This is a genomic window from Mycolicibacterium rutilum, from assembly GCF_900108565.1.
Lineage (GTDB): Bacteria > Actinomycetota > Actinomycetes > Mycobacteriales > Mycobacteriaceae > Mycobacterium > Mycobacterium rutilum.
Genome location: NZ_LT629971.1, coordinates 3,858,305 through 3,884,307 on the forward strand (window position 1 = coordinate 3,858,305; position 26,003 = coordinate 3,884,307).

Annotated in this window: 27 protein-coding genes; 16 read left to right on the forward strand and 11 right to left on the reverse strand. The window is 70.6% G+C overall.

Annotation, left to right across the window (positions count from 1 at the left end):
- Positions 1–11: 11 nt before the first annotated feature.
- Both BLW81_RS18715 and BLW81_RS18720 read right to left on the reverse strand, forming a co-directional pair.
- Entirely contained in the window at positions 12–1,580 is a 1,569-nt protein-coding gene (locus tag BLW81_RS18715; protein WP_083408464.1) for an alpha/beta hydrolase, read from the reverse strand.
- Positions 1,577–1,852, reverse strand: a complete 276-nt coding sequence (locus tag BLW81_RS18720; RefSeq protein WP_083408465.1) for a DUF7162 family protein — start codon at positions 1,850–1,852, stop codon at positions 1,577–1,579. Before BLW81_RS18720 ends, BLW81_RS18715 begins: the two co-directional genes overlap by 4 nt.
- A gap of 123 nt (positions 1,853–1,975) precedes the next feature.
- On the opposite strand from BLW81_RS18720, the gene pafA reads away from it, so the two are divergent.
- From pafA to BLW81_RS18760, 8 genes are all read left to right on the forward strand, one after another.
- Positions 1,976–3,334, forward strand: coding sequence for a Pup--protein ligase (pafA, locus tag BLW81_RS18725; RefSeq protein WP_157897746.1), 1,359 nt, complete (start codon positions 1,976–1,978; stop codon positions 3,332–3,334).
- Between the two features lie 127 nt (positions 3,335–3,461).
- A complete protein-coding gene (locus tag BLW81_RS18730; RefSeq protein ID WP_083408467.1) occupies positions 3,462–4,349 on the forward strand; it encodes an endonuclease domain-containing protein in 888 nt (295 codons plus the stop codon).
- Positions 4,350–4,435: 86 nt separating this feature from the next.
- Entirely contained in the window at positions 4,436–5,431 is a 996-nt protein-coding gene (locus BLW81_RS18735) for a helix-turn-helix transcriptional regulator (RefSeq protein WP_083408468.1), read from the forward strand.
- A complete protein-coding gene (locus tag BLW81_RS18740) occupies positions 5,428–6,399 on the forward strand; it encodes a helix-turn-helix transcriptional regulator (protein WP_083408469.1) in 972 nt (323 codons plus the stop codon). Before BLW81_RS18735 ends, BLW81_RS18740 begins: the two co-directional genes overlap by 4 nt.
- 35 nt (positions 6,400–6,434) lie before the next feature.
- Complete coding sequence (gene tatA, locus BLW81_RS18745) at positions 6,435–6,689, forward strand: Sec-independent protein translocase subunit TatA (RefSeq protein ID WP_083408470.1); 255 nt, start codon at positions 6,435–6,437, stop codon at positions 6,687–6,689.
- A 51-nt stretch (positions 6,690–6,740) separates the two neighbouring features.
- Entirely contained in the window at positions 6,741–7,691 is a 951-nt protein-coding gene (gene tatC / locus BLW81_RS18750) for a twin-arginine translocase subunit TatC (protein ID WP_083408471.1), read from the forward strand.
- Positions 7,681–10,422: a DEAD/DEAH box helicase gene (locus tag BLW81_RS18755; protein ID WP_083408472.1), complete on the forward strand. Its 2,742-nt coding sequence runs from the start codon at positions 7,681–7,683 to the stop codon at positions 10,420–10,422. The genes tatC and BLW81_RS18755 overlap by 11 nt, the downstream gene beginning before the upstream one ends.
- A 110-nt stretch (positions 10,423–10,532) precedes the next feature.
- Complete coding sequence (locus BLW81_RS18760) at positions 10,533–11,300, forward strand: DUF4333 domain-containing protein (RefSeq protein WP_083408473.1); 768 nt, start codon at positions 10,533–10,535, stop codon at positions 11,298–11,300.
- A gap of 1 nt (position 11,301) precedes the next feature.
- Here the strand turns inward: BLW81_RS18760 and BLW81_RS18765 are convergent, their stop codons facing one another.
- Entirely contained in the window at positions 11,302–12,258 is a 957-nt protein-coding gene (locus tag BLW81_RS18765) for a 5'-3' exonuclease (RefSeq protein ID WP_083410651.1), read from the reverse strand.
- A 23-nt stretch (positions 12,259–12,281) separates the two neighbouring features.
- On the opposite strand from BLW81_RS18765, the gene BLW81_RS18770 reads away from it, so the two are divergent.
- Positions 12,282–12,677, forward strand: a complete 396-nt coding sequence (locus tag BLW81_RS18770) for a VOC family protein (RefSeq protein ID WP_083408474.1) — start codon at positions 12,282–12,284, stop codon at positions 12,675–12,677.
- A gap of 10 nt (positions 12,678–12,687) precedes the next feature.
- Positions 12,688–13,830, forward strand: a complete 1,143-nt coding sequence (locus tag BLW81_RS18775; protein ID WP_083408475.1) for a M24 family metallopeptidase — start codon at positions 12,688–12,690, stop codon at positions 13,828–13,830.
- Between the two features lie 70 nt (positions 13,831–13,900).
- Here the strand turns inward: BLW81_RS18775 and BLW81_RS18780 are convergent, their stop codons facing one another.
- Positions 13,901–14,326, reverse strand: a complete 426-nt coding sequence (locus BLW81_RS18780; RefSeq protein WP_083408476.1) for a F420-dependent biliverdin reductase — start codon at positions 14,324–14,326, stop codon at positions 13,901–13,903.
- 35 nt (positions 14,327–14,361) lie between these two features.
- Between BLW81_RS18780 and BLW81_RS18785 the strand changes: the two genes are divergently transcribed.
- From BLW81_RS18785 to BLW81_RS18800, 4 genes are read left to right on the forward strand one after another with little or no spacing between them, the layout of a single operon-like run.
- A complete protein-coding gene (locus BLW81_RS18785) occupies positions 14,362–15,120 on the forward strand; it encodes a decaprenylphospho-beta-D-erythro-pentofuranosid-2-ulose 2-reductase (protein ID WP_083408477.1) in 759 nt (252 codons plus the stop codon).
- 43 nt (positions 15,121–15,163) lie between these two features.
- A complete protein-coding gene (gene cbiE / locus BLW81_RS18790) occupies positions 15,164–16,339 on the forward strand; it encodes a precorrin-6y C5,15-methyltransferase (decarboxylating) subunit CbiE (protein WP_083410652.1) in 1,176 nt (391 codons plus the stop codon).
- Positions 16,336–17,091: a precorrin-4 C(11)-methyltransferase gene (cobM, locus tag BLW81_RS18795; protein WP_083408478.1), complete on the forward strand. Its 756-nt coding sequence runs from the start codon at positions 16,336–16,338 to the stop codon at positions 17,089–17,091. Before cbiE ends, cobM begins: the two co-directional genes overlap by 4 nt.
- Positions 17,091–17,834, forward strand: coding sequence for a cobalt-precorrin-6A reductase (locus BLW81_RS18800; protein WP_157897747.1), 744 nt, complete (start codon positions 17,091–17,093; stop codon positions 17,832–17,834). Before cobM ends, BLW81_RS18800 begins: the two co-directional genes overlap by 1 nt.
- Here BLW81_RS18800 and BLW81_RS18805 read toward each other — a convergent pair.
- Genes BLW81_RS18805 through BLW81_RS18815 form a run of 3 tightly spaced genes read right to left on the reverse strand, consistent with a single transcriptional unit; the run spans position 17,800 to position 20,634 of the window.
- Complete coding sequence (locus BLW81_RS18805; protein ID WP_162277405.1) at positions 17,800–18,867, reverse strand: FAD-dependent monooxygenase; 1,068 nt, start codon at positions 18,865–18,867, stop codon at positions 17,800–17,802. The two genes, BLW81_RS18800 and BLW81_RS18805, sit on opposite strands and share 35 nt — an antisense overlap.
- Before the next feature lie 8 nt (positions 18,868–18,875).
- Positions 18,876–19,934, reverse strand: coding sequence for a phosphotransferase family protein (locus BLW81_RS18810; RefSeq protein WP_157897748.1), 1,059 nt, complete (start codon positions 19,932–19,934; stop codon positions 18,876–18,878).
- Positions 19,935–19,959: 25 nt separating this feature from the next.
- The gene (locus BLW81_RS18815; protein WP_083408481.1) at positions 19,960–20,634 is read right to left on the reverse strand and encodes a winged helix-turn-helix transcriptional regulator; all 675 of its coding nucleotides are present in this window, start codon (positions 20,632–20,634) and stop codon (positions 19,960–19,962) included.
- A 168-nt stretch (positions 20,635–20,802) separates the two neighbouring features.
- Here BLW81_RS18815 and BLW81_RS18820 point away from each other — a divergent pair, with 168 nt between their 5' ends.
- Positions 20,803–21,201 (forward strand): hypothetical protein, encoded by a 399-nt coding sequence (locus BLW81_RS18820; protein ID WP_083408482.1) that lies wholly within the window; start codon positions 20,803–20,805, stop codon positions 21,199–21,201.
- Between the two features lie 105 nt (positions 21,202–21,306).
- Here BLW81_RS18820 and BLW81_RS18825 read toward each other — a convergent pair whose 3' ends face one another.
- The 3 genes from BLW81_RS18825 to cobG are packed head-to-tail and all read right to left on the reverse strand — an operon-like array spanning position 21,307 to position 24,510.
- Entirely contained in the window at positions 21,307–22,761 is a 1,455-nt protein-coding gene (locus BLW81_RS18825; RefSeq protein WP_083408483.1) for a precorrin-2 C(20)-methyltransferase, read from the reverse strand.
- A complete protein-coding gene (locus tag BLW81_RS18830) occupies positions 22,758–23,384 on the reverse strand; it encodes a precorrin-8X methylmutase (RefSeq protein ID WP_083408484.1) in 627 nt (208 codons plus the stop codon). The genes BLW81_RS18825 and BLW81_RS18830 overlap by 4 nt, the downstream gene beginning before the upstream one ends.
- A gap of 4 nt (positions 23,385–23,388) precedes the next feature.
- The gene (cobG, locus tag BLW81_RS18835; protein WP_083408485.1) at positions 23,389–24,510 is read right to left on the reverse strand and encodes a precorrin-3B synthase; all 1,122 of its coding nucleotides are present in this window, start codon (positions 24,508–24,510) and stop codon (positions 23,389–23,391) included.
- 148 nt (positions 24,511–24,658) lie between these two features.
- On the opposite strand from cobG, the gene BLW81_RS18840 reads away from it, so the two are divergent.
- Positions 24,659–24,955, forward strand: coding sequence for a hypothetical protein (locus tag BLW81_RS18840; RefSeq protein ID WP_083408486.1), 297 nt, complete (start codon positions 24,659–24,661; stop codon positions 24,953–24,955).
- On the opposite strand, the gene BLW81_RS18845 is transcribed toward BLW81_RS18840, so the two are convergent.
- On the reverse strand, positions 24,956–25,879 hold the full coding sequence (locus tag BLW81_RS18845; protein WP_083408487.1) for a TauD/TfdA dioxygenase family protein: 924 nt from the start codon (positions 25,877–25,879) through the stop codon (positions 24,956–24,958). It lies immediately after the preceding gene.
- Between the last annotated feature and the right edge of the window lie 124 nt (positions 25,880–26,003).

Consider the following 26,003-nt stretch of genomic DNA (forward strand, 5'->3'; position numbering starts at 1 on the left):
CTGTCCAGTTATCAGCCGGTTTCGGGCAGGGTTGCCGAATCCGTCCGCAGGTCGCCGGTGATCACGCCGAGGATGGTGCGCCACGAATCCGACGGCCAGTTCAACACGTCGGAGTGTGCGCGGGGGCCGGCCATCGGCCTGCCGTCGTCGTAATGGCCTGTGGGCAAACGGATCACGCCGTCCATCTCGTCTGGGTCGGCGCCGTGCGGCCCGCCGGGAATGCCCTGCACGGCAGTGATCGGATCGCCCGGCGGCGTCATGGAGAACCGCAGCACATCCGGGTTCCGGTTGTGCCAGTCACCGGCGTCGTCCACGCCCACCCCGGCCCCGGCCGCCGCGACGAACAGAGTGCGGTCCGAGGTCAGCCCCTGCGTCTCGGCGGTGCCCACGATCGAGCCGCCGTAGGAGTGCCCGATCACGGTGACCGGAATCCGGCGCCCGGTGGCGTCGACCCGGCGGTCGACGTCCTCGGTGAACGCGACCAGCCGCGGAGCCATGCCCAGCGCGTACCGCGGGTCGGCGGCCGCGGCGAGCGCGGTCAGCGGGTTGTCCCCGCGCGGGAACGGCCCGCCGAGGTAGGTGATCGCCGCGACGTCGCCGCGGGTCGCAGTGACGAACCGCCGTGCAGTCGCGGTGTTGGCCGCCGACCCGGCGATCGTGGTGCCCAGCCCGGGCACCAGCACCGCGACGCTCGACGCCGACGCGAGATTGCCGTGCAACTCGACCAGCGACGCGCGGGCCGGGTCGAACGCGAGGATCTGCCGGTCGAGGCGGGCGCCTCCGCCTGCCGGGTCGTCGATCTCGGCGAGCAGGTCGCGGTAGACGCTCAGCCGGGCGGGATCTGGTTCGTCCAGTACCGCCTGGGCGATGTTGGTCCGGTTCGCCCGGGTGCGCATGTCCCACGGCACCCCGTCGGTGTTGCCGACCTGCTCGGGAAACGCGTCGATCAGGCGGTCCCGCTGCTCGGCGGTCATCGCCGCGAGCTGTGCGGCGATCGCGTCCTGGCCGGTGCTGGGCCAGCGGGCCACGACCTCGGCGCCGAACCCGTCGGGTCCTGCGTCGGGCGGGGCGAGCGCCTCCGCGAGGTCGGCGGCGGCGTCGGCGTCGGCGGCGCCGAGCCGCTGCAGCGCCGCCGTCACCTCGGCGGTCAGGGTCTGCGCCCGGGCTGCCAGCAGGTCGTCGGCCAGCGCGGGGTCCCCGCCCGACAGGGCGACGAGCAACGACGAGGGCCGGGCGGGCGGAGACACCGTCCCGTCGTCGCCGACGACGAAACCCTCGCCGACCGCGGCGTCGACCCCTGCCAGCACCGCTGCCCGCGCGTCGGCGATCTGGTCGGCGCCGTCGCGGGCGGCTGCGGCGGCCAGCACCAGCGCTCGGGCAACCGTTTCCGCTTCGGCGACAATGCTTTTCGCGTCGGCGCGGGCGGCGTCGGCGGCCTGGCCGCGCCAGAACGCGAACTCGGCGGCCAGCGTGTCGGCGTTGGCGGCGATCAGGCGGGCGGCGCGCTCCCACTCGTCGCCCAGCCCGTTCAGCGCCTCCGGACGCCAGGCGCGGGCCTGGGCGACCGTCGGCGTCGTCACCGCCGGAAACGGTCGCCGGTGCGGTGCTCGGCGTCGTCGAACGCGTCCGCGGCTGTCCGCGCCGAGGCGGCCCACGCCCGCATGTCGGCGACCACACCGGCGAGCCGGGTCGCGACGGCTGCCGTCTCGGTCACCTCGGCGGAGGCGGCGCCGGTCAGCGCGTCGGGATCAAGTGATGGCCACGGCATCTCGGCGATGCGCCCGGCCGCGCCCGTCACCCGTTCTGCGACAGTGCGCAGCTGCCGAACGTCGAGTTCAACGATTTCCCCCATGGCTCATGCTGACAGATTCGGCCGCCCCGCCGCCCCGGTTATCCACAGCGTCGGGCAACCGATCTGGGTGTTCCGGCGCGGCTTGCCCACCGCGGCAGCCCAGCAACCAGTAGTCTCGATGAGGTGCAGCGACGAATCATGGGCATCGAGACCGAATTCGGTGTCACCTGCACGTTCCATGGGCATCGTCGGCTGAGTCCCGATGAGGTGGCCCGCTACCTGTTCCGGCGGGTGGTGTCATGGGGCCGCAGTTCGAACGTGTTCCTCCGGAACGGCGCCAGGTTGTATCTGGACGTGGGCAGTCACCCCGAGTACGCCACCGCCGAGTGTGACAACCTCACGCAGCTGGTCACCCACGACCGCGCCGGCGAGCGGGTGCTCGAAGACCTGCTCATCGACGCCGAGCAGCGGCTCGCCGACGAGGGCATCGGCGGCGACATCTACCTGTTCAAGAACAACACCGACTCGGCGGGCAACTCGTACGGCTGCCACGAGAACTACCTGATCGTGCGGGCCGGCGAGTTCTCGCGGATCTCCGATGTCCTGCTGCCGTTCCTGGTCACCCGCCAGTTGATCTGCGGCGCGGGCAAGGTGCTGCAGACCCCGAAGGCGGCCACGTTCTGCCTGAGCCAGCGCGCCGAACACATCTGGGAGGGCGTCTCGAGCGCCACCACCCGGTCCCGGCCGATCATCAACACCCGCGACGAGCCGCACGCCGACGCCGAGAAGTACCGCAGGCTGCACGTCATCGTCGGTGACTCGAACATGTGCGAAGCCACCACCATGCTCAAGGTGGGCACCGCGTCGCTCGTGCTGGAGATGATCGAGGCCGGCATCGCGTTCCGCGACTTCTCGCTGGACAACCCGATCCGGGCGATCCGCGAGGTCAGCCACGATCTGACCGGCCGCCGTCCGGTGCGGTTGGCCGGCGGGCGGCAGGCCAGCGCCCTGGACATTCAGCGCGAGTACTACTCCCGCGCGGTCGAGTATCTGCAGAGCCGCGAGCCCAACACGCAGATCCAGCAGGTCGTCGACCTGTGGGGTCGCCAACTCGACGCGGTGGAGAGCCAGGACTTCGCCAAGGTCGACACCGAGATCGACTGGGTGATCAAGCGCAAGCTGTTCCAGCGCTACCAGGACCGCTACAACATGGAGCTGTCCGACCCGAAGATCAGCCAGCTGGACCTGGCGTACCACGACATCAAGCGCGGCCGCGGCGTGTTCGACCTGCTGCAGCGCAAGGGTCTGGCCACGCGGATCACCACCGACGAGGACATCGAGGCTGCGGTCAACACACCGCCGCAGACCACCCGCGCCAAACTGCGCGGCGAGTTCATCAGCGCCGCGCAGGAAGCGGGCCGCGACTTCACCGTCGACTGGGTGCACCTCAAGCTCAACGACCAGGCGCAGCGCACGGTGCTGTGCAAGGACCCGTTCCGGTCGGTCGACGAGCGGGTCAAGCGGCTCATCGCCAGCATGTAATTCTTCTTTGGCGCGAGCGCTCACTCTTGTACGGTTTGCGCTCCAGAATCTGTACAAGGATGAGCGCTCGGCACTTATCCACAGGGGCTATTGGCGATCGAGGCCCGCGGCGGCCGACAATTCCCGCATGCCGCCCGAGCTTCGAGCTGTCCTCGCAGCGCAGGGCGGCGTCGCGACCTCGGCGCAAATCCTGTCGCATCTGAGCCGGCGCGGACTGCAGCGCCTGCTGCGCACCCGCGAGCTGGTGAAGATCTTCCCCAACATCTACAGCGCGGGCGAAGCCGATCCGTGGACCCGCCTGCGCGGCCTCGACCTTCGCTGCGGCGAACCCGTCGCCGCGTGTCTGGGCACGGCCGCCGCGATGTTCGGTTTCGACACCGAAGACGTGACGGACCTGCATGTCCTCAACCCGCAGGGGTGCCTGCTGCGAGACCAGCCCGGGCTGACGGTGCACCGCCGGGACGGCGCGCCGCTGACCGTCGAGAACGGTCGGCTGCTCACCACGCCCGCCTGGACTGCGGTCGAGGTCGCGCGTGCGCTGCGACGGCCCCGTGCCCTGGCGACACTCGACGCCGCGCTTCGCAGCCTGACCTGTGACCGCGCTGAACTACGCGCGGCGGCTCTGGCGCAGGCGGGCCGGCGCGGGATCGTCACGGTGCGCGAACTCATCGAACTCGCCCGCTCCGAGGCGGAGTCGCCGATGGAGAGCGAAGCTCGGCTCGTGATGGTCGACGGCGGACTGCCCGAACCAGAGTTGCAGTACAAGATCTTCGACCGGGACGGCCGCTTGTGGCGAGTCGACTTCGCGTGGCCGGATCTGCGGGTCGTGGTGGAGTACGACGGATTCGACTGGCACAGCTCACCGGAAGATCTGCGGCGGGATCGGCAGAAGCGGGCCGCGCTCGAGGAAATCGACTGGCGGGTGATGTCGATCGTCGGCGATGACGTCCGTCGGCACCCCGACGTGATGTTGCGCCGCATCGACGCTCTGCTCACCCGGGCCGCCGCAGCGTGAGCGCTCACGTATGTACGGATGCGACGCGGAAATTCGTACCGGAGTGAGCGCTCGGCCTACCGGCGGCACACCCTAAGCTGTTGCAAGTGGCGATCTCCAAAGTCGAACGGCTGATGAACCTCGTGATCGCGCTCCTGTCGACCCGCACCTTCATCACCGCCGAGCGGATCCGCGAAACGGTCTACGGCTACTCGGACAGCGCCAGCGACGAGGCGTTCTCCCGCATGTTCGAGCGCGACAAGAACGAGTTGCGCGATCTGGGCATCCCGCTGGAGACCGGCCGGGTCTCGCAGTACGACCCCACCGAGGGCTACCGCATCAACCGCGACGCCTACGCGCTGCCCGCGGTCGAACTGACTGCCGACGAAGCCGCCGCCGTCGCCGTGGCCACGCAGCTGTGGGAGTCGCCGGAACTCATCACCGCCACCCAGAACGCGCTGCTCAAACTGCGCGCCGCGGGCATCGACATCGACGCCGTCGACGCCGCCCCCACGATCACCTCGACCGCGGCGCTGCCTGGACTGCGCGGATCGGAGGATGTGCTGGGAATCCTCTTGTCCGCCATCGACAACGGGCAGGCGGTGCAGTTCCCGCACCGGCCGTCGCGCACCGAGCCGTACACCATCCGCACGGTCGAACCGTGGGGCGTGCTGACCGACCGGGGCCGGTGGTACCTCGTCGGCCACGACCGCGACCGAGACGCGACCCGCACGTTCCGGTTGTCGCGCATCGGCGCCGAGGTCACACCGATCGGGCCGCGCGGCGCGGTGCAGCGGCCGAAAGACGCCAACCTGCGCGAAATCGTCGAGCGGGCGGTCGGGGAGTGGCCGTCGGGCGGACAGGCCAGGGTGTGGATCGCCGACGGGCGCGGCACCGCACTGCGCCGACGCGCGACGGCGACCGAACCGCACACCCTCGACGGCCGGACCGGTGAGGTGATCACGATCGACGTCGGCATGTTCGACCGGTTGGCCCGCGAAGTCGCCAGCTACGGTCCCGACGCGGTCGCGCTGGAGCCGCAGTCGCTGCGCGACGACGTGGTGGCGCGGCTGCGGGCGCAGGCGGGAGTGAACGCGATATGAGCACCGTTTCGACGCGGCTGGTGCGGCTGCTCAACATGGTCCCGTACTTCCAGGCCAACCCGCGAATCACCTACGCCGAGGCGGCCTCCGATCTAGGTGTCAGCGAGAAGCAGCTGCGCGACGACCTCAACCAGCTGTGGATGTGCGGTCTGCCCGGCTACGGCCCCGGCGACCTGATCGACTTCGAATTCTCCGGCGACACAATCGAAGTGACGTTCACCGCGGGCATCGACCATCCGCTGCGGCTGACCTCGCCGGAGGCGACGGGGGTGCTGGTCGCGTTGCGGGCGCTCGCCGAGGTGCCCGGCATGGTCGACCCGGAGGCCGCGCGCAGTGCGATCGCCAAGATCGAGTCCGCCGCCGGCGCGGTCGGACACGGCGGTGCGCTGACTGCCGCCGCGATCGAGGACCCCGCGCCGATCGAGGACGACGCCGCCGCCGCGGTGCGCGCCGCGGTCCGCGAAGGGCGTGCGCTGAGCATCGAGTACTACTCGGCCTCCCACGACCAGTTGACCAGCCGCATCGTCGACCCCATCCGGGTCGTCCTGGTCGGCGACCACAGCTATCTGGAGGCGTGGTGCCGAACCGCCGAAGGGGTGCGGCTGTTCCGGTTCGACCGCATCGTCGACGCGCAGCTGCTCGACGAGCCGTCGGCGCCGCCACCGCCCGCAGTGCAGGCCGAGCCCGACACCTCGCTGTTCGACGCCGACCCGTCACTCCCGTCGGCCACGCTGCTGATCGACCGGTCGGCGTCGTGGATGTTCGACTACTACCCGCTGCGGGTGACCCGCGAACTGCCCGACGGCACCTGCGAAGCCGCGATGACCTACGCCTCCGACGACTGGATGGCGCGGTTCGTGCTCGGATTCGGCTCCGCGGTGCGGGTGCTCGAACCCGCCGATCTGGTCGCCAAGGTCCGCGAATCGGCCGAAGCGGCGCTGCGCGCATACGGCGAGCCCGCCACGTGACGGTAGACTGGCCGCGACGTCTGGAGGTGACCTAAATGGGCGGTCTACAACCCTGGCACTGGGTGATCGTGATCGCGGTGTTCGTGCTGCTCTTCGGTGCCAAGAAGCTCCCCGATGCGGCGCGTTCGCTCGGCAGGTCGATGCGCATCTTCAAGTCCGAGATCAAGGAGATGCAGGCGGACTCCAAGGTGGAGACGTCCGGAGCCGCCCCGGAGGCGACCCCGATCGCGTCCGAGCGGGTGGACAACCCGCTGCCGACCGAGCACCCGTCGGACAAACGTCCGGCCTGATCGTCGACGATCCGGTGAGCGCGGCCATGGCGCCGCGTCAGTAGGCGTGCCGTGCAGACCACAGGACTCTTCAAGAAGCTCGACCCCCGCCGACGACGCGCGCGGGCCAATCCCGACGGCACGATGTCGCTGGTCGAGCATCTGCAGGAACTGCGCAACCGGCTGCTGATCGCGATGGCCGCGATCGTGCTCACCACGATCCTGGGCTTTCTCTGGTACAGCCACGGCGCATTCGGTCTGCCCAGCCTCGGCGACTGGCTGCGCGGGCCGTACTGCGATCTGCCGCCGTCGTCGCGCGCGACCATCGCACCCGACGGGGAATGCAGGCTGCTCGCCACCGCACCGTTCGACCAGTTCATGCTGCGGCTCAAGGTGGCCCTGACCGCCGGCATCGTGCTGGCCTGCCCGGTCTGGCTGTATCAGGTGTGGGCGTTCATCACCCCGGGGCTGTACCGAAAGGAACGCCGCTTCGCGGTCGCGTTCGTCACTGTCGGCGCCGCGCTGTTCATCGCCGGCGCCGTGCTGGCCTACGTGGTGCTGTCCACGGCGCTCGGGTTTCTCCTCACTGTCGGCAGCGACGTGCAGATCACTGCGCTCTCCGGTGACCAGTACTTCGGTTTCCTGATCAACCTGCTGCTGGTGTTCGGCTTCAGCTTCGAGTTCCCGCTGCTGATCGTGATGCTCAACCTGGTCGGGGTGCTGCCCTACGAACGGCTCAAGGCGTGGCGGCGCGGCCTCATCTTCACGATGTTCGTGTTCGCCGCGTTGTTCACCCCGGGCTCGGACCCGTTCTCTATGCTCGCGCTCGCGCTGGCGCTGACCGTGCTGCTCGAGTTCGCCATCCAGATCGCCCGCATGCACGACCGCCGCAAGGCGCGCAAGGCAGCACTCGAGGAGGTGCCCGACGACGCGGCGGCCCCGATCGGTGCGGCCGAACCGCTCGAGACGCCGAGTGCCGTGCCCACGCCGGGGCGCGCCGTGATCGACGACGATGCCACCTAGCGAGCTGGCCGGTTTCACCGAGCAGTTGTCGTTTCGGCTCGACGACTTCCAGCGCCGGTCGTGTGAGGCGCTGGAGAACGGGCACGGCGTGCTGGTCTGCGCCCCGACCGGAGCGGGCAAGACCGTCGTCGGCGAGTTCGCGGTGCACCTGGCGCTGGCCGCCGGCGGAAAGTGCTTCTACACCACGCCGATCAAGGCGTTGAGCAACCAGAAGCACAACGACCTGGTCCGGCGCTACGGCCCCGAGAAGATCGGCCTGCTCACCGGCGACCAGTCGATCAACGGCGACGCCGACGTCGTGGTGATGACCACCGAGGTGCTTCGCAACATGCTCTATGCGAACTCCTCTGCGCTGCACGGACTTTCGTACGTCGTGATGGACGAGGTGCATTTCCTCGCCGACCGGATGCGCGGTGCGGTCTGGGAAGAGGTCATCCTGCATCTGCCCGACGAGGTGCGGCTGGTCAGCCTGTCGGCGACGGTGAGCAACGCCGAGGAGTTCGGCGGGTGGATCAAGACCGTGCGCGGCGACACCACCGTCGTCGTCGACGAACACCGTCCGGTGCCGCTGTGGCAGCACGTCCTCGTCGGCAAGCGGCTGTTCGACCTGTTCGACTACCGCGCGACCCGGGCCAACAAGGCCAACCGCGAGCTGCTCGTCGACCCGGAGTTGTTGCGCCACATCGCCCATCGGCGCGAAGCCGACCGGCTGACCGACTGGCAGCCCCGCGGCCGCGGCCGCAACCGGGGCAGGCCCACCATGTACCGCCCACCGGCGCGCCCGGAGGTGATCGGCACCCTGGACCGCGAAGGGCTGCTGCCGGCGATCACGTTCATCTTCTCGCGCGCGGGCTGCGACGCCGCCGTCAAGCAGTGCCTGCGTTCGCCGCTGCGGCTGACCAGCCAGGAGGAACGGGCCCGCATCGCCGACGTGATCGACCGCCGCTGCGGCGACCTGCCCGAGGCCGACCTGATCGTGCTGGATTACCACGAGTGGCGCGAGGGCCTGCTGCGCGGACTCGCCGCCCACCACGCCGGGATGCTGCCGGTGTTCCGCCACACCGTCGAGGAACTGTTCTCCGCCGGCCTGGTGAAGGCCGTATTCGCCACGGAGACACTGGCATTGGGCATCAACATGCCCGCGCGCACAGTGGTGCTCGAGCGGCTGGTCAAATTCAACGGTGAACAGCATGTGCCGTTGACGCCCGGCGAGTACACCCAGCTGACCGGTCGCGCCGGCAGGCGCGGCATCGACGTCGAGGGACACGCGGTGGTGCTGTGGACGCCCGACGTCGAACCCGCCGAGGTGGCCGGCCTGGCGTCCACCAGGACGTTCCCGCTGCGCAGTTCGTTCGCCCCGTCGTACAACATGACCATCAACCTCGTGCAGCAGATGGGGCCGACGCAGGCACACGAGCTGCTGGAGGCGTCGTTCGCCCAGTACCAAGCCGACCGCTCGGTCGTCGGGCTGCGGCGCGGCATCGAACGCGGCGAGCGGATGCTCACCGAGATCGGCGCCGAACTCGGCGAACACGAAGCACCCGTGCTCGAATACGCGCGGCTGCGCCAACAGATCTCCGAACGTGAACGGGCCCAGTCGCGGGCCTCGCGGCTGCACCGCCGCAGGGCCGCCAACGAGGCGCTGGCCTCGCTGCGCCGCGGCGACATCATCACCATCACCCACGGCCGGCGCGGCGGGTTGGCCGTGGTGCTCGAACCCGACCGCGACGAGGACGACCCACGGCCGCTGGTGCTGACCGAGCACCGGTGGGCGGGCCGCATCTCGTCGGCCGACTACAACGGCGGTACACCGCCGCTGGGGTCGATGACGTTGCCCAAGCGCGTCGAACACCGCAATCCCCGCGCCCGCCGCGACCTCGCGTCGGCCCTGCACTCGGCGGCGGCCGGCCTCGACGTCCCGTCCAAGCGCGGCAAGCGCAGCGGATCGGCCGATGAACCCGACATCGATCCCGAACTGGCCGCGCTGCGCAGCCGCATGCGGGCGCACCCCGCGCACCACCTGCCCGACCGCGAGGAGAGGGTCCGGGTCGCCGAGCGGTATCTGCGCATCGAACGCGACAACGAGCAGATCCGCCAGAAGGTGGCCGCCGCGACCAACTCGCTGGCCCGCACGTTCGACCGGATCGTCGCGCTGCTGACCGAGCGCGGATACATCGCCGGCCCGGCGGACAACCCCGAGGTCACCGACGACGGCCGGCTGCTGGCCCGGATCTACAGCGAGAGCGACCTGCTGGTCGCCGAGGCGCTGCGCACCGGGATCTGGGAGGGGCTCGACGCCGCCGAACTGGCCGGGGTCCTGTCGGCGGTGCTGTTCGAGGCGCGCGGCGACACCCCGGGCAGCCGGGACGGTTTCGACACCCCGACCGGACGGCTGCGGCGGGCGCTGAACCAGACGCGCCGGCTGTGGTCGGAGCTGCGCGCCGACGAGCAGCGGCACCGCCTCACCGGCAGCCGCGAGCCCGACGACGGCTTCGTCGCCGCGGTCTTCCGGTGGGCCACCACCGGCGACCTGACCAGCGCGCTGGCCGCCTCCGACGTCACCGGCAGCGGATCCCCGTTGTCTGCGGGCGATTTCGTGCGCTGGTGCCGTCAGGTGCTCGACCTGCTCGACCAGGTGCGCAACGCTGCGCCGAGTCCCGCGCTGCGGGCCACCGCCAAACGGGCGATCGCCGACGTCCGGCGCGGCGTCGTCGCCGTCGACGCGGGATAGTCGACCGCACCAGTGCGAATACCGGGACACGCCTGGTTGCCCCGGTAGGGTGTTGGGGCACGACGTCCATATCTTCGCGGCGCACCCGTCGCGAACGATCAAGGAGTGAGATGAGCGGACCGCAGGGATCTGATCCGACGCAGCCGTACCCTGGCCAGCAGCCGGACCAGGGCGCCGGCCAGCCGTCCGGGGACCCCTCGGCGAACCAGGCCTGGCAACCGCAGGGCGGCGACCCGACGCACGCGGCGCCCGCCTGGCAGCCCCCGGCCTACGACCCGCAGCAAGCCCAGCAGTATCCGCAGTACCAGCAGCCGGCCTACCAGCCGCCGCAGCAGTACCCGACGGGCGAGCAGTACGGCCAGCAGACCGGCGCGTACCCGTACCAGCAGCCCGGCCAGTACACGCAACCGCAGTACGGCCAGCAGTACGGGCAGCCCCAGTACGGTCAGCAGCCCGGTCAAACCGGACAGTACGAGCAGCAGCCGGGCCAGTTCGGCCAGTACCCGCAGTACACCGCCCCGGGCGCGGAGGAAGGGTCGAAGCGCTCGCTCGCGGTGATCGGCACCGTGCTCGGCGTGCTGGCGGCGATCATCATCGCGGTGGTGGCGGTCCTCGGGTTCTGGAAGCCCGGTTTTTTCGTCACGAAGACGCTCGACATCGACGCCGCGCAGACCGGTGTGCAGCAGATCCTGACCGACGAGGCCAACGGCTACGGCGCCAAGAACGTCAAGGACGTCAAGTGCAACGACGGCCAGAACCCGACCGTCGAGAAGGGCGCGACGTTCAACTGCGAGGTCAGCATCGACGGCACCAAGCGCCAGGTGACGGTGACCTTCCAGGACGACGACGGCACCTACGAGGTCGGCCGCCCGAAGTAGCTCAGCCGTCGAGGCCGTCGAGCGCCTTCTGCAGGCGGCCGATCGACGACATCACCCCGTACGCCTCGGCGAGGTCGACGACCTTGCGGGGGTGTTCGGCGGCCAGCGGCAGCGTGTCCGAGTCCGTCGACCATGAGATGTCGGCCTCGGTGGCGACCTTGACCACCGGCGTCGCCGCCTCGATGTAGTCGGCGGCCTTGAGCAGTTTGGTCCGGTAGGCCTTGCTCATCTTCGACGCCGGGTCGTTGGCGGCCGCGAGGATCTTCTCCAGCGATCCGTACTGCGCCAGCAGCGCGGCCGCGGTCTTCTCGCCGACGCCGGGGACACCGGGCAGCCCGTCGCTGGGATCGCCGCGCAGCAGCGCCAGTTCGGCGTAGGCCGGTCCGGCCCGGTCGACCGGCACGCCGTAGGTGTCGGCCACCTCCTTCGGACCCCACTTGGTGGCCTTGGCCAGCCCGCGGCCCAGATAGAGCACGCGGACGGGCACCGGCTCGTCGCGCACCAGCTGCAGCAGGTCGCGGTCGCCGCTGACCACCACGACCGGGTCGCGGGTCTCGCGCGCGGCCAGCGTGCCGAGCACGTCGTCGGCCTCGCAGGCGGGCGCGCCGGCGTGCGGGATGCCGAACGCGTCGAGAATCTCGAAGATCATGTCGACCTGCGGGGTGAGGTCGTCGGGCACCTCTTCGACGTCGGGGTCGCCGTCGGGGTGCTCTTCGAGCACGCGGTGCGCCTTGTACGACGGGACGAGGTCCACCCGCCACTGCGGACGCCAGTCGTCGTCGCGGCAGACCACCAGCCGGCCGGGCCGTTCCCGCGTGATGACGGTCGCGACGGCGTCGAGGAAACCGCGCAGCGCGTTGACCGGCCGCCCGTCGGGCGCGGTGATCGAGTTGGGCACCCCGAAATAGGAGCGGAACCACATGCTGGCGCCGTCGAGGAGAACCAGGGGAGCGGACACGGTCACTGACAGTAGCGTGAAGTATGGCTCTGCAAGTCGATCGGATTGACCACGTGGTGGTGAACTGCCGCGACGTCGAGCGCACCGCGCAGTGGTACGAGCGGGTGCTGGGCATGCGCCGCGACGTCTTCGGCGGCGGACGCATCGCGCTGGCGTTCGGCAACCAGAAACTCAACGTGCGGCCCACCGGCGCCCCGAACTGGGCGACCGGCGCGGTGGACGCACCCGGATCGCTGGACCTGTGTTTCATCGTCGACGCCGCGCCCGACGACGTCGCGGCGCACCTGCACTCCTGCGGGGTCGAGATCACCGAGGGGCCGGTGCCGAAGACGGGTGCGCTCGGGCCGATGACGTCGCACTACTGCCGCGACCCCGACGGCAACCTGATCGAGATCGCGACGTATTCGGCGGCCGATTAGCCTGAAAGCCATGACTGCCGGACGATTTCCCACCGATGTGTACGCCCGACGCCTGTCGGCGGCTGCGGTCGCCGCGGCCGATGCGGGATTGGCCGGTCTGGTCATCACCCCGGGCTACGACCTGCGGTACCTGATCGGGTCGCGGGCTCAGACCTTCGAGCGGCTCACCGCTCTGGTGCTGCCCGCCGACGGTGACCCGACGATCGTCGTGCCGCGGTTGGAGTTGGCCGCGCTCAAGGAATCCGCGGTGCCCGAACTCGGTCTCGCGGTGCGCGACTGGGTCGACGGCGACAATCCCTACGCCCTGGTTCTCGAGGCCCTCGGCGGTGGGACGGTGAAGACCGCGGTGACCGATTCGATGCCCGCGCTGCACCTGCTGCCGCTGGCCGACGTGCTCGGCACGGTGCCGGTGCTGGCCACCGATGTGCTGCGCCGGCTGCGGATGATCAAGGACAGCGCCGAGGTCGACGCCCTGCGCAAGGCCGGCGCGGCCATCGACCGGGTGCACGCCCGGGTGCCGGACTTCCTGGTGCCGGGCCGGACCGAAGCCGACGTCGCGGCAGATATCGCCGAAGCGATTGTCGCCGAAGGGCATTCGGAGGTCGCGTTCATCATCGTCGGCTCCGGCCCGCACGGCGCCGACCCGCACCACGAATGCTCGGACCGCGAGCTGCGCGCCGGCGACCTCGTCGTGGTGGACATCGGCGGCCCGTACGAGCCCGGCTACAACTCCGACTCGACCCGCACCTACAGCATCGGCGAACCCGCCCCCGAGGTCGCCCGCCGCTACGCCGTGCTGCAGCGCGCGCAGCAGGCCGCGGTCGCGGCCGTGCGACCCGGCGTCACCGCCGAACAGGTCGACGCCGCCGCGCGCGACGTGCTGGCCGCCGAGGGCCTGGCCGACGCGTTCGTGCACCGCACCGGTCACGGCATCGGGTTGTCGGTGCACGAGGAGCCCTACATCGTGGCGGGCAACTCGCTGCCGCTCGAGGCGGGCATGGCGTTCTCCGTGGAGCCCGGGATCTATTTCCCCGGGGAGTGGGGCGCGCGGATCGAGGACATCGTGGTCGTCACCGACGACGGCGCGGAGCCGGTGAACACGCGGCCCCACGAACTGGTCGTGGTGCCCGCGGGCCCGGGCGCGACGGCCTGATTCCTACCGCGAGCAGACGCGAACTCCCCCTAATTTTCGCAATCTTGGGGCGTTTTGCGTCTGCTCGCCGTCAGTTCTCGACCCGGTCCAACAGGTCCGAGGAGCCCAGCACCCGCTCCACGCGGACCTCGATCACCACGCGCTTGGGGTTCTCCCGCGGTGTCCGGTAGCGCTGCGCGTAGCGCAGTTCGGCGTCGCGCACCGCGTCGGCGTCGGTGTTGACCCGCGCCTTGCCCTCCAGCGACAACCACCGCGCGCCGTCGACCTGGCTCAGCACGGCGACGCCCTGCCGTTCGGCGTTGACCGCCTTCTGCGAGCCGCCGCTGGTGATCACGCGGGCGATGTGCGTCGCGGGGTCGAACGTGAAACCGACCGCGACGACGTGCGGCGAGTTGTCCGATCGCAGGGTGGTCAGCATCGCCAGGTGACGTTCCGACAGGAACGCCAGCGCGTCGTTGGTGAGCCGGGTGCTTCCCCGGCGACTGGACTGGGCCATCGGGCTTCACGGTAGCGCAGGACATAATCGCTGCCATGACTGACACGGCTGGCTCACGCGCGCCGTTGGTCGTGGTGTTCGGCGGGCGTAGCGAGATCGGTCTCGAGGTGGCCACCCGGCTGGCGCCGGGGGCGACCGTCGTGCTGGCGGCCCGGCGCGCCGACGACCTCGCCACCGAGGTGGCCGCGGTGCGGGCGGCCGGCGCCGTCGACGTGCTGGTGCGCGAGTTCGACGCCGACGAGTTGGCCGGGCACGGGCCGCTGGTCGAGTCGATCGTCGCCGAGCACGGACCGATCGGGACGGCGGTGCTGGCGTTCGGGATCCTGGGCGACCAGGCCCGCGCCGAGAAGGATCCCGCACACGCCGCGGCGATCGTGCACACCGACTTCGTCGCGCAGGTCAGCCTGTTGACCGTGCTGGCCGAGACGATGCGCGCGGCGGGTGCGGGCAACCTGGTCGCGTTCTCGTCGGTGGCGGGGGTGCGGGTGCGCCGGGCCAACTACGTCTACGGGTCCGCCAAGGCCGGCCTCGACGGGTTCTGCAGCGGGCTGGCCGACGCCCTGCACGGTTCCGGGGTGCGTCTGCTGCTGGTGCGGCCCGGGTTCGTAATCGGGCGGATGACGCAGGGCATGACGCCCGCGCCCCTGTCCAGCACACCGGCGCAGGTGGCCGACGCGACCGTGCGGGCGTTGCGCCGCGGCCGCAGCACCGTCTGGGTGCCCGCACCGCTCGCGCTGCTGGCGGCTGCGTTCAGGATGACGCCGAGGTTCGTGTGGCGGAGAATGCCGCGGTGATGAGCGCTTGCGCGAAGAGCAGAAGATGGTGATGAAAGGGCAGATGATCGTCGTGGTCGGCATCGGCGCCGACGGGATGGCCGGATTGTCACCGGCATCGAAAGCCGAACTCGCCCGCGCCACAGTCATTTACGGGTCGCAGCGCCAACTCGACCTGCTCGACGGCACCGTCACCCCGGTGCGGCGGGCGTGGCCGTCGCCGATGCTGCCTGCGCTGCGCACCCTGCTCGACGGCGCCGACGGTGACGTGCACGTCGTCGCCAGCGGGGACCCGCTGCTGCACGGTGTCGGCAGCTCGCTGATCCGGCTGTACGGCCCGGACCGGGTCGCGGTGCTCCCGCACGTGTCGTCGGTGACGCTGGCCTGCTCCCGGGTCGGCTGGGCGGTGCAGGACACCGAGGTGATCAGCCTGGTGTGGCGCGACCTGCCCACCGCCGTGCGCCGCGGTGGGCAGGCGGTCGTGATGTCACGCGACGCCGGCACTCCCGCGGCGTTGGCCAAACTGCTCACCGACACCGGCCGCGGCGACTCCGAGATCACCGTGCTCGAGCAACTCGGCGGCCCCGCCGAGCGCCGCCGGTCCGCCACCGCCCGCGAGTGGGCCACCCGCCCGCCCGGAGACGTCGACGACCTGAACGTGATCGCGGTGCGCTACCTGCCCGACGAGCGGCAGTTCGGCGTGCTGCCCGACGATGCGTACGCCAACGACGGGCAGATCACCAAGCAGCCGATGCGCGCGCTGACTCTGGCAGCGCTGGCCCCGCGGCCGGGACAGCTGTTGTGGGACGTCGGCGCCGGCTCGGGCAGCATCGCGATCGAGTGGTGCCGCAGCGGGCCGGGCTGTCGCGCAATCGCCTTCGAACGCGACGACAAGCGCCGTGCACGGATCGCCGCGAACGCCGCGGCGTTCGGTGTGCAGGTGGACGTGCAGTTCGACGCGCCCGAATCGTTCGACTTCGCGCCCCCACCCGACGTCATCTTCATCGGCGGCGGGGTCACGCAGCCGGGCCTGATCGAGGCGTGCTTCGAGCGGTTGCCGTCCGGCGGCAGGCTGGTCGCCAACGCCGTCACCGTCGAGTCGGAATCTCTTATCGCACAATGGTATACGGCATACGGCGGCGAACTGCGCCGGTTCGCCCACTATCGCGGTGAGGCGCTCGGCCAATTCACCGGCTGGCGGCCCGTGATGCCGGTGACGCAGTGGATCACGACGAAATGACCGTCTACTTCATCGGTGCCGGGCCCGGGGCTGCCGACCTGATCACGGTGCGCGGCCAACGGTTGCTGCAGCGCTGCCCGGTCTGCCTGTATGCGGGTTCGATCATGCCCGACGACCTGCTCGCAAACTGTCCGCCGGACGCCCGCATCGTCGACACCGGGCCGTTGACACTCGACCAGATCATCGACGAACTCGCCGCCGCCCATGCCGAGGGTCTCGACGTCGCACGGCTGCACTCGGGTGACCCGTCGATCTACAGCGCGCTCGCCGAACAGTGCCGCAGGCTCGACGATCTCGGCATCGCCTACGAGATCGTGCCCGGCGTCCCCGCGTTCACCGCGGCGGCCGCCGTGCTGGGCCGTGAGCTCACGGTTCCCGGTGTCGCGCAGACGATCACGCTGACGCGGGTGGCGACGCTGTCGACCGCGATGCCGCCCGGCGAGGACCTGCGGACCCTGTCGGCACCCGGTGCGACCTTGGTGCTGCATCTGGCCGCCGCGCAGATCGACACGATCGCCGGCGAACTGCTGACCGGCGGCTATCGGCCCGAGACGCCCTGCGCCGTCGTCGCTTTCGCGTCGTGGCCGCAACAGCAGGTGGTGCGGTGTACGCTCGCGGACCTGGCCGAGCAGACCAAGGCGGCCGGTATCACCCGGACCGCGGTGATCGTGGTCGGCGACGTGCTGGCCGCCGAAGGTTTCGCCGACAGCTACCTGTACTCGTCGGGACGGGTGCGGGGGAGCCGACACTGATGCCGATCCTGTTGCTGGGCGGCACATCCGAGGCCCGCGCGCTGGCGGGCCGGCTGCATCCGCACGTCGAGGTCATCAGTTCGCTCGCGGGCCGGGTGCCCGATCCCGCGCTGCCGGTCGGGCGGGTGCGGATCGGCGGCTTCGGCGGCGTCGCCGGGCTGCGCCGCTGGTTGTGCGAGAACGAGATCGACGCGGTCGTCGACGCCACCCACCCCTATGCCGCCACCATGACCGCGCACGCGGCGACGGTGTGCGCCGAACTCGGACTGCCGCACCTGGTGCTGGCGCGGCCGCCGTGGCCGCCCGGCGACGCGATCGTCGTGCCCAGCGATGTCGAGGCCGCCAAAACCGTTGCCGCCGAACGCTTCGAGCGGGTGTTCCTCACCACCGGCCGCTCCGGTGCGGCGGCGTTCTCGGCCGTCGACGCGTGGTTCCTGATCCGCGCGGTCACCTCGCCCGACACCGAGGACCTGCCGGCGCGCCACCACGTCGTGCTGTCGCGCGGCCCCTACCGGTACGACGACGAACTCGCGCTGCTGCGTGAGCACCGCATCGACGCGCTGGTCACCAAGAACAGCGGCGGGGCGATGACCCGGCCCAAGCTCGAGGCCGCCGCCGCGCTCGGGGTCGCGGTGGTGATGGTGGACCGTCCGCCGCTGCCCGCCGGTGTGCGTACCGTCGCCTCGGTGGAGGACGCGCTCGACTGGGTCAAGCAGTTCCGGGCGGACGGCGGCGATGGCTGACCATGCCCACCCCGGATGTGAACACCCTGTCCGGGACGAGCGGCAGCAACGCATTCCTGGCTGCGGCCAGTGCCCGGTACTTCGGCATCGTCACGGCCGAACCGCATCTCGACGCCCAGTACATCGCGACCATCCGATGTCTTCGACGGGCCAGTTCCGCGACACCGCCGCGAGCCAGCGCAATCGCATCCTCCATCGCCAACGCGGCGCCCTGGCCGAACAGCGGCCTCATCGCGTGCGCGGCGTCGCCCACCAGCACCACTCGACCGTGCGCGAGACGTCGCGGCGGTGACACCTCGGTGAGCTCCACCGTCGACAACCGGTCTGGCTCGACCGCGCCGATCAGCACGGGCAGCGGATCGGGCCAGCCCGCATAGCGGGTCAGCTCGGCATGACCCGGCCGCGCCCCGCCCCAGACGTACGTCCGCCCGTCCGCGAGCGGGAGAATGCCGAACTCGGCGAAGCGTCCCCAGACGGCGCCGTATCCGTCGTCCAACGTCTCATCGACCATCCAGGTCCACGCGGTGATCCCGGTACGCCGCGGTGCTGCGTCGTCGGGCCACAGGTTCCGGCGGCATACGCTGTGCACGCCGTCGGCGGCGACGACGAGATCGAAGCGCCGCTGTTCGCCGTCGATCAGTACCTCTCCGCTGGGCTGCACGTCGGTCACTCTCCGCGAGAAGCGGACACACTCGGCCGGGAGTTGCTCGAGCAGTGAGTTGAGAAGCCGTGTCCGCGGGGCGAGGCAGTACTCGGCGCCACCGGCGAACCGCGCGAGGGAGCTGCGTATCAACACCCGTCCGGTATCGGTGCGGACCGTCGCGAGCGTGTGCGCTGCGGCGCTCGGCGGGTATTCGTCGCGGACGCCAAGGATTTGCAGACATCGTAAGGCGTTGGGCGCCAGCGAGATCGCCGCACTTGTGTCGGGGATGCCGCCGGAGCGCTCGTAGACCGTCACCGCGTGCCCACACTGGCGGAAGGCGATCGCCGCCGCCAGGCCTGCGAACCCACAACCGACGACCGCAATGTCCACCGGGCGACCTAGCGATACGAGTCGATCAGCTCCAGCGTGCCAAGCTCCCGGATGGCCTGACAACCGCGGCTGAGCATGGCCAGCATCATCTCGTCGCCCCGCTCGGTTGTCGTCGCGAACGCGGTACCCAGCGCGACCAGCAGCGGCGCCTGCACGACGCCGAGCCGGTAGTCGCTCCAGCACGTGTCGAGGTCGTAGTCGGGCACGCCGTATCCGAGCAGCGCGCGGTGATAGTGCTCGACGAGCTCGCGTTCGATTCGCGCGCGGACCGCGGGTTCCAGGCTCGTCGCGGTGAAGTACGCCAGATCGCGCGCCGCCAAGCCGACACCGACCGTCTGCCAGTCGACGACCGTGATGCGCGTGCGGTCCGGGTCGAACAGCATGTTGTCGAGCCGGTAGTCGCCGTGCATCAGCGCGTAGCGGTTCGGTTCGGCCAGCAGCCAGTCGGTCACCGAAGCCATTGCGGCGGTGAGCGTTTCCTGGTCCTCGGCGCTGATCGACGCGCCGAGCCGGTCGATGACGATGTCGGCGGCCATCTTGCAGACGTCGCCCATGCCCTTGGCCGCGTCGGCGTCGCCGGGCTTAGGCATGACGACCGCCGAGAGCTGCATCCACTCCGGGGCGCACCAACTCGGCCCGTGCAGCCCGGCCAGCGCCTCCACCGCCAGGCGCGCCTCGACGGGGCTGCACCCGGCGATCTGGTCGCCCTGCACGGCCGGGGCCATGTCGGCCAGCAGCAGCACCACGTCGGCGCCGTCCTCGGAGATGTCCTGATGGAAGCTGCGCGGCACCGGGATCCCCATCTGATCGGCCACCAGCGAGTAGAACTCGAACTCCGAGCGGTAGCCCAGCGCGACCCGTTCCCGCACCGCCGCGTCCTGCGCCGACAGCTTGACCGCGAACGAGGTGGGCAGGTCGGTATCGCCTCGGTAGGTCGCCGACACCCGGTAGGTCGCGCCGGTCTGGCCGGTCCCGATCGGCGTCACCTCGACGGTGTCGACGTCGGCGCGCAGCACCGAGCCGAGCCACGCCGGCGTTACATCTTCGGGCCCACGTGGAATGCTCACGCGCCGGAGATTAACACTGCCGGATTCAGGCCAGTCGCGGAACTCCGGCCAGACTCGACTGGCCGACCCAGGTCGGTATCGCGCGCCGGACATCGGTCTGCGCGTCGATGGTGACCGAACCATCCATCATCGACCGTTGCCAGGAGACGTCGCCGCACCAGATGTGGGCCAGGGTGCGGACGTCGGTTGTGATGGTCGCCGCGATGTCATAGCCGGGATCGAAATCGCACACATCGGGCTCACCGCGGGCGACGATCAGCCACCACCTCGACGCCTTCGCCACCACGCCGGAGAGCCGGAACTCGACCACGGTGCGCTGACGCGGCCACTGGTCGACCGGGATGGTGCGACGGATGTCCCACATCAGGATGCTGGGGTCGAGGTCCTTGTCGACGAGTTCGCCGAACCAGCGCACACTCCAGGCGCCGACCGCCTCGACGACGGTGACGAGTTCCTTGCCGCACTCGGTGAGTGCGTATGTGGTGCGGCCGTTGTCCTCGGAGCGCTGGACCACACCGGCACGCGTCAGGGTTTGGAGCCGTTTCGACAACAACGCCGGCGACATCTTCGGTACGCCGCGGCGGAGATCGTTGAAGTGACTGCTGCCCAACAGCAACTCCCGGACGACGAGGACCGTCCACCGTTCATCGAGCAGTTCCATGGCTTTCGCCACGGGACAGAACTGGCCATAACCCGCCATCTCACGGCCTCCCCCGTTCGGAGTAGCAAATGTAACTCGGCAACGACGCAGGCGGGAGTCGGAGTACAGATTCAGTACCACGGTCGCTTCAGATCCGTGACTGGAGCGGTGCGGTGTGCGGATCGGACGATCTGAGTAGCCCAGTCAGACCATCGGATCGGAGCAGACATGAATACCAAACGCATCCGCCGCATCGTCGGCATCGCCGGCGTGGGGCTGAGCCTCACCCTCGGCGGCCCCGCCCTCGCACAGGCAATCTGGGACATCGGCCTCTATGACGAGTGCATGAAGGTGGCGACGACCGTCGAGCAGAAAGACCGGTGCTGCCTCGGCTCTGGCGGCCAGTTCGGGATCGGGATGCATTCCGACGGCAGCATCCGGTGCGTGGCCCCGGCCGCCGAGTCCGACAACGCGCCCGGTAACGGCGGTCCGCCCCCCGGCAGACCGCGCCCGCCGCTTTCTGATGGTTCGGTCGGAGTGGCCGACCAACCGGCGCCCGGCACCCCGCTGCCTACGACGACGCCGCCCCCGCGCCCGGTGACCGCACCGATCACGGGCGTCGGTTAGGCGGGCAACGGCCAAGTGCCACAGGCTCATGCGATACGCGTCCGCCGACGCGGGTCAACGTGGGCACGCCGCCGGCCGGTGTGGCCGACGACGGCGTGGCGGAACCTAAGTGGGGTAGCGGCGCGGCGTGAAGACGCGATCGTCGTACCACTGCGTCTGCGACGACCCGATGATGAGCAGGCAGCGCATGTCGACGTCGGCGGGGTTCAGCTCGGCCAGCCGGACCACCCGGACCTCTTCGCGGGGACCGGACACGTCGCGGCCGATCACCACCGGGGTGCCGGGGTCGCGGTGGGCCAGCAGCAGATCGCGCATGGCGCCGACCTGCCAGGTGCGCGTCTTCGACGCCGGGTTGTAGATCGCGAGCACCAGGTCGGCCTCGGCGGCGGCGGTCAACCGCGCGGCGATCACCTCCCACGGCTTGAGCCGGTCCGACAGCGAGATCACCGCGTAGTCATGGCCAAGCGGCGCGCCGACCCGGCTGGCGACGGCCTGCGCGGCGGTCATCGCCGGGATCACCCGCACCGTGACACCTGGCCACTGCTTGGCCTCCTCGAGCACCGCGGTCGCCATCGCGAACACCCCGGGGTCGCCGGAGGACACGACCGCGACCGCGCGGCCCTGTTCGGCCAGCGTGCAGGCCAGCCGGGCACGGGCCGGTTCGTCGGTGTTGTCGCTGGGATGGCGGCGTTGGCCCTCGCGGGTGCCGACGCGGTCGAGGTAGGGGCCGTAGCCGATCAGGTCGGTGGCGGCGGCCAGTTCGCGACGGCTCTGCGGGGTCATCCAGTCGGTGTCGCCAGGACCCAGCCCGACCACCGCGACGCTGCCCGTCGTCACCTGACGCCGCGGCCGGCCCGGCAGCATCGCCAGCGAGAAGTACGGCACGCCGGACTCGTCCACCTCGCCGACACCGAGCACCCGCTGGCGCGGCGTGCTGGCCCGCTCGACATAGAACGCCTCATCGAGCCGCCCCGAGGCCGAAAGCGCCTCCCGCACAGCGGGATAGGAGCGTCCGAGTTTGAGCAGCACCGCGGCGTCGGTGTCGGCGAGCCGGCGCTTGAGCTCGTCGGCGGGCAGCGTGCCCGGCAGGATCGTGAGCACCTCGTCGCCCTGGACCAGGGGAGTGGCCACCGCCGCCGAAGCGGCGCTCACCGAGGTCACGCCCGGCACGATGACCGCGTCGAACCGCTGCGTCAACCGGGTGTGCATGTGCATGTAGGAGCTGTAGAACAGCGGATCGCCCTCGGCGAGCAGCGCGACGTTGCGGCCGGCCTCCAGGTGGGCGGCGATGCGGTCGGCTGACTCGCGGTAGAAGTCCTCCATCGCGCCGGCGTACCCGCCGGGGTGGTCGGTGGTTTCGGTCGTCACCGGATAGACCAGGTGCTCCTCGATCTGGCCCGGCCGCAGATACGGCTCGGCGATGCCGCGCGCGATGCTCTTGCCGTGCCGCGCACTGTGGTAGGCGACGACGTCGGCCTCGCCGATCACCCGTGCCGCCTTGACCGTGACCAGTTCCGGGTCGCCCGGGCCGAGCCCGACACCCCAGAGCGTGCCGGTCATTCGCGTTCCGTCGCAATCGCGTTGACGGCCGCAGCGGCCATCGCGCTGCCGCCGCGTCGGCCGGTCACCACGAGATAGGACACCCCGCGGGGCCGGTCGATCAGTTCCTGTTTGGACTGCGCGGAGCCGACGAAGCCGACCGGCCCGCCGAGCACCGCCGCGGGCGTCGGCGCACCGTCGTCGACGAGCTCGAGCAGCCGGAACAGCGCCGTCGGCGCGTTCCCGATCGCCAGCACGGCGCCGCCCAGCCGGTCGGCCCACAGGTCGACCGCGGCCGCCGAGCGGGTGCTGCCGAGGCGCGCGGCCAGGTCCGCCGCGCGCGGATCGGCCACCAGTGAGACCACTTCGTTGTCGGCGGGCAGCCGCGACCGGGTGATGCCCGCGGCCACCATCGACGAATCGCACAGCACCGGCGCCCCCGCCACCAGCGCGGCGTGCGTCCTGGCGACGACGTCGGGGGAGTATGCGACGTGCTCGGCAACGTCGACCTGGCCGCAGGTGTGGATCAACCGCACGACGACGCGGGCGACGTCGTCGGGGAACCGCGCCAGGTCCGCCTCGTCGCGGATCGTCGCGAACGACTGCCGGTAGATCTCGGCGGCGTCGCGGATGTAGTCGAGCACCCGCTCACCCTAAAGGGGACGCCTTGCGCGGCCGGTAACCGTCTCCGGTTGCCACCAGCACCTCGCCGACCGGTGGGCTGCCGCAGGCCCGGTCGCAACCGACGAAGTGGCGATGTCCCGCGGCCGGTTGCTGGACGGCGGCGGCCGCGTCGGCACGCACGTCGGCCAGCGAGTGCGCGCATCCGGGGCTGCCGGTGCACGCGCTCACCGACAGCCACGGCGAGTTCTCGTCGAACACCAACCCGAGAGGCGCCAGCACCCGCAGCGCGACGTCGGCGACGCCCTCGTCGAGGTCACACACCAGCACCGACCGCCACGGCGTGATCACGATCGGCGCCTCGATCGCCGCCAGGAACTCGGCCGTGCGGGCGGGCAGCACCCCCAGCGGCACGGCCGCGCCCAGCGCGACGCGGCCGTCGTTCTGCTCGATCCAGCCGACGGGTGGCCGGGTGACCGGTTCCCACGTCGCGCCGGGTCGCTCGACCGGTGTCAGGCCGGCGGTCAACGCGACGGGATCGTCGAGTTCGACCACACGCCAAGCATTCCCGCGCGACTGCGCGAACCGCCGCGCGACGGCGCACATCGTCGCCACCGCATCGCCGGTGGGCACCCGGACGCCCGTGTCGCGGCCGGCCAGCAGCAGCGCGGCAGTGTCACCGTCGACGTGGACGCCGACGTCGGCGTCCAACCCGGAGACGTCGCCGCGGCCGTCGTCGATGCCGAACAGGAACCGGCCCGGCAGCGATGCCAATTCGTCGTCGGCGCGGATCGCCTCGTCGAGGTCGGTGATCAGCCCGCGGATATCCGCGGTCGTCCCGGTCCGCCCCGACAGCGGGGAGGCGACGATGTTGCGGACCCGCTCGTGAGTCGGCGAGGGCAGCAGTCCGGCCGCCGCGATCGCGTTCGCGGTGGCGTCGGTGTCGCCGACACCGCGGATCTGCAGATTGCCGCGGGAGGTGAGCTCCAGGGTGCCTGCGCCCCACTCGGTTGCCGCGCCGGCCAGCGCCGCCAACTGTTCGGCGGTGAGCCGCCCGCCCGGCAACCGCACCCGCGCCAGCGCGCCGTCTGCGGCCCGGTGCACCTGCAGCGCACCCGGGCACGCGTCCTGGTCGCGGGTCCTGGCCATCAGCTCACGGTACCGGCCCGCAGGCGCCGGTCAGCTGCGTAGTGCGCGGGCGAAGACAGGTAGTGCCTTACGCGTGTGTCCATTCCGCTGCGGTCGTAATTTCGGGCTCAAGCCCGGAATGCCCGGGTGAGCACGGTGGGAGATTGCCATGACCGACACGACCGAAATGACCGCGACCCAGACACCCGCTGAAAGGCCCGCACCCGCTGCGGTGGTTCCCACCGTCGAAGAACGCGTCGTGATCACCGAACAGCAGGTGCTGTTCGGTTCGGCCCCGGCCCTCGGCCGCACACCGGCGCGGCAGTGGACGGCGTCGGTGACGGCGGCGCTGACGACGGTGCGGGGACTGTTCGACGTGTCCCGCGAACCGGCCCGAAGGCAGTACCCAAAGCGGCTGAGCTACCTGGAGAACGCGCTGATGTCGCGGGAGATGGACCGGCTCTGATCAGCTGGCGAGCGCGATCGGGGTCACCACCTCGGAGTATGTCGACGCGTCACCGACGATCGGCCGGCTGTGCCTGCCGTGGATGTCGACGGGAATGTCACCGGCCAGGGTGATGCGGTTGAGTCGGCGGTACTGGTCGTCGTAGTCGGCGACGGCGTAGTGCTGGGTGGCGCGGTTGTCCCACAGGGCGACATCGCCGAGCTGCCAGCTCCACCGAATCGTGTTCTCCAGCTTGGTGACCCGCGCCTGCAGCAGGTTGAACAGGGTCGCTGACTCCGTCGCGCCCAGCCCGACGAACCGCTTGATGAAGTGGCCCAGCAGCAGCACCCGCTTGCCGGTCTCGGGGTGCACACGCACCACCGGGTGTTCGGTCTCGTAGTAGTCGGAGACGAACTCGTCGCGGTAGGCGCGCTGCTCGTCGGTCGGTGTGGCGCCCGGCTCGTCGTGCAGCGTCGCGTAGTCGTACTGGTTGGTGTGCACCGCCCACAGGTTCTCGACCAGAGCGCGCAGCGGCGGCGGAAGCTGCTCGTAGGCGGTCTCGGTGTTGGCCCACGTGGTGGTGCCGCCGTAGGGCGGCAGGGCGATGGCCCGCAGGATCGACGCCTTGGGGATCCGGTCGACGAACGTCACGTCGGTGTGCCAGCTGTTGGCCTTGTCGAACCGCGAGTCGATCGGCAGGAACTGCCTGCCGCGCGAGGTGACGGTCGGGTGCGCGGTCGTCGGGGTGCCGAGCGCCTGCGCGAACGCGAGCTGGCCGTCGTCGTCGAGGTCGTGCTGGTCGCGGAAGAAGACCACCTTGTGCTCGAGCAGCGCGGCGTTGATCTGCGACGCGGTGTGCGGGTCGACGCCGGCGGCCAGGTCGACACCGTCGATCCGGGCGCCGATGCGCGCGCCGAGCTTGACCACCCGAAGAGATGTGGGCACGTGAACCTCCAAAAGAACCGTTGAACAGGCTGCAAGGTTCCTCGTCGCGGCGCCCGCCGACCAGTCTTTGACTCACCAGGAATCGAATGCCGGGGTTTCAATCCGATCATGATCGGGTAGAGCA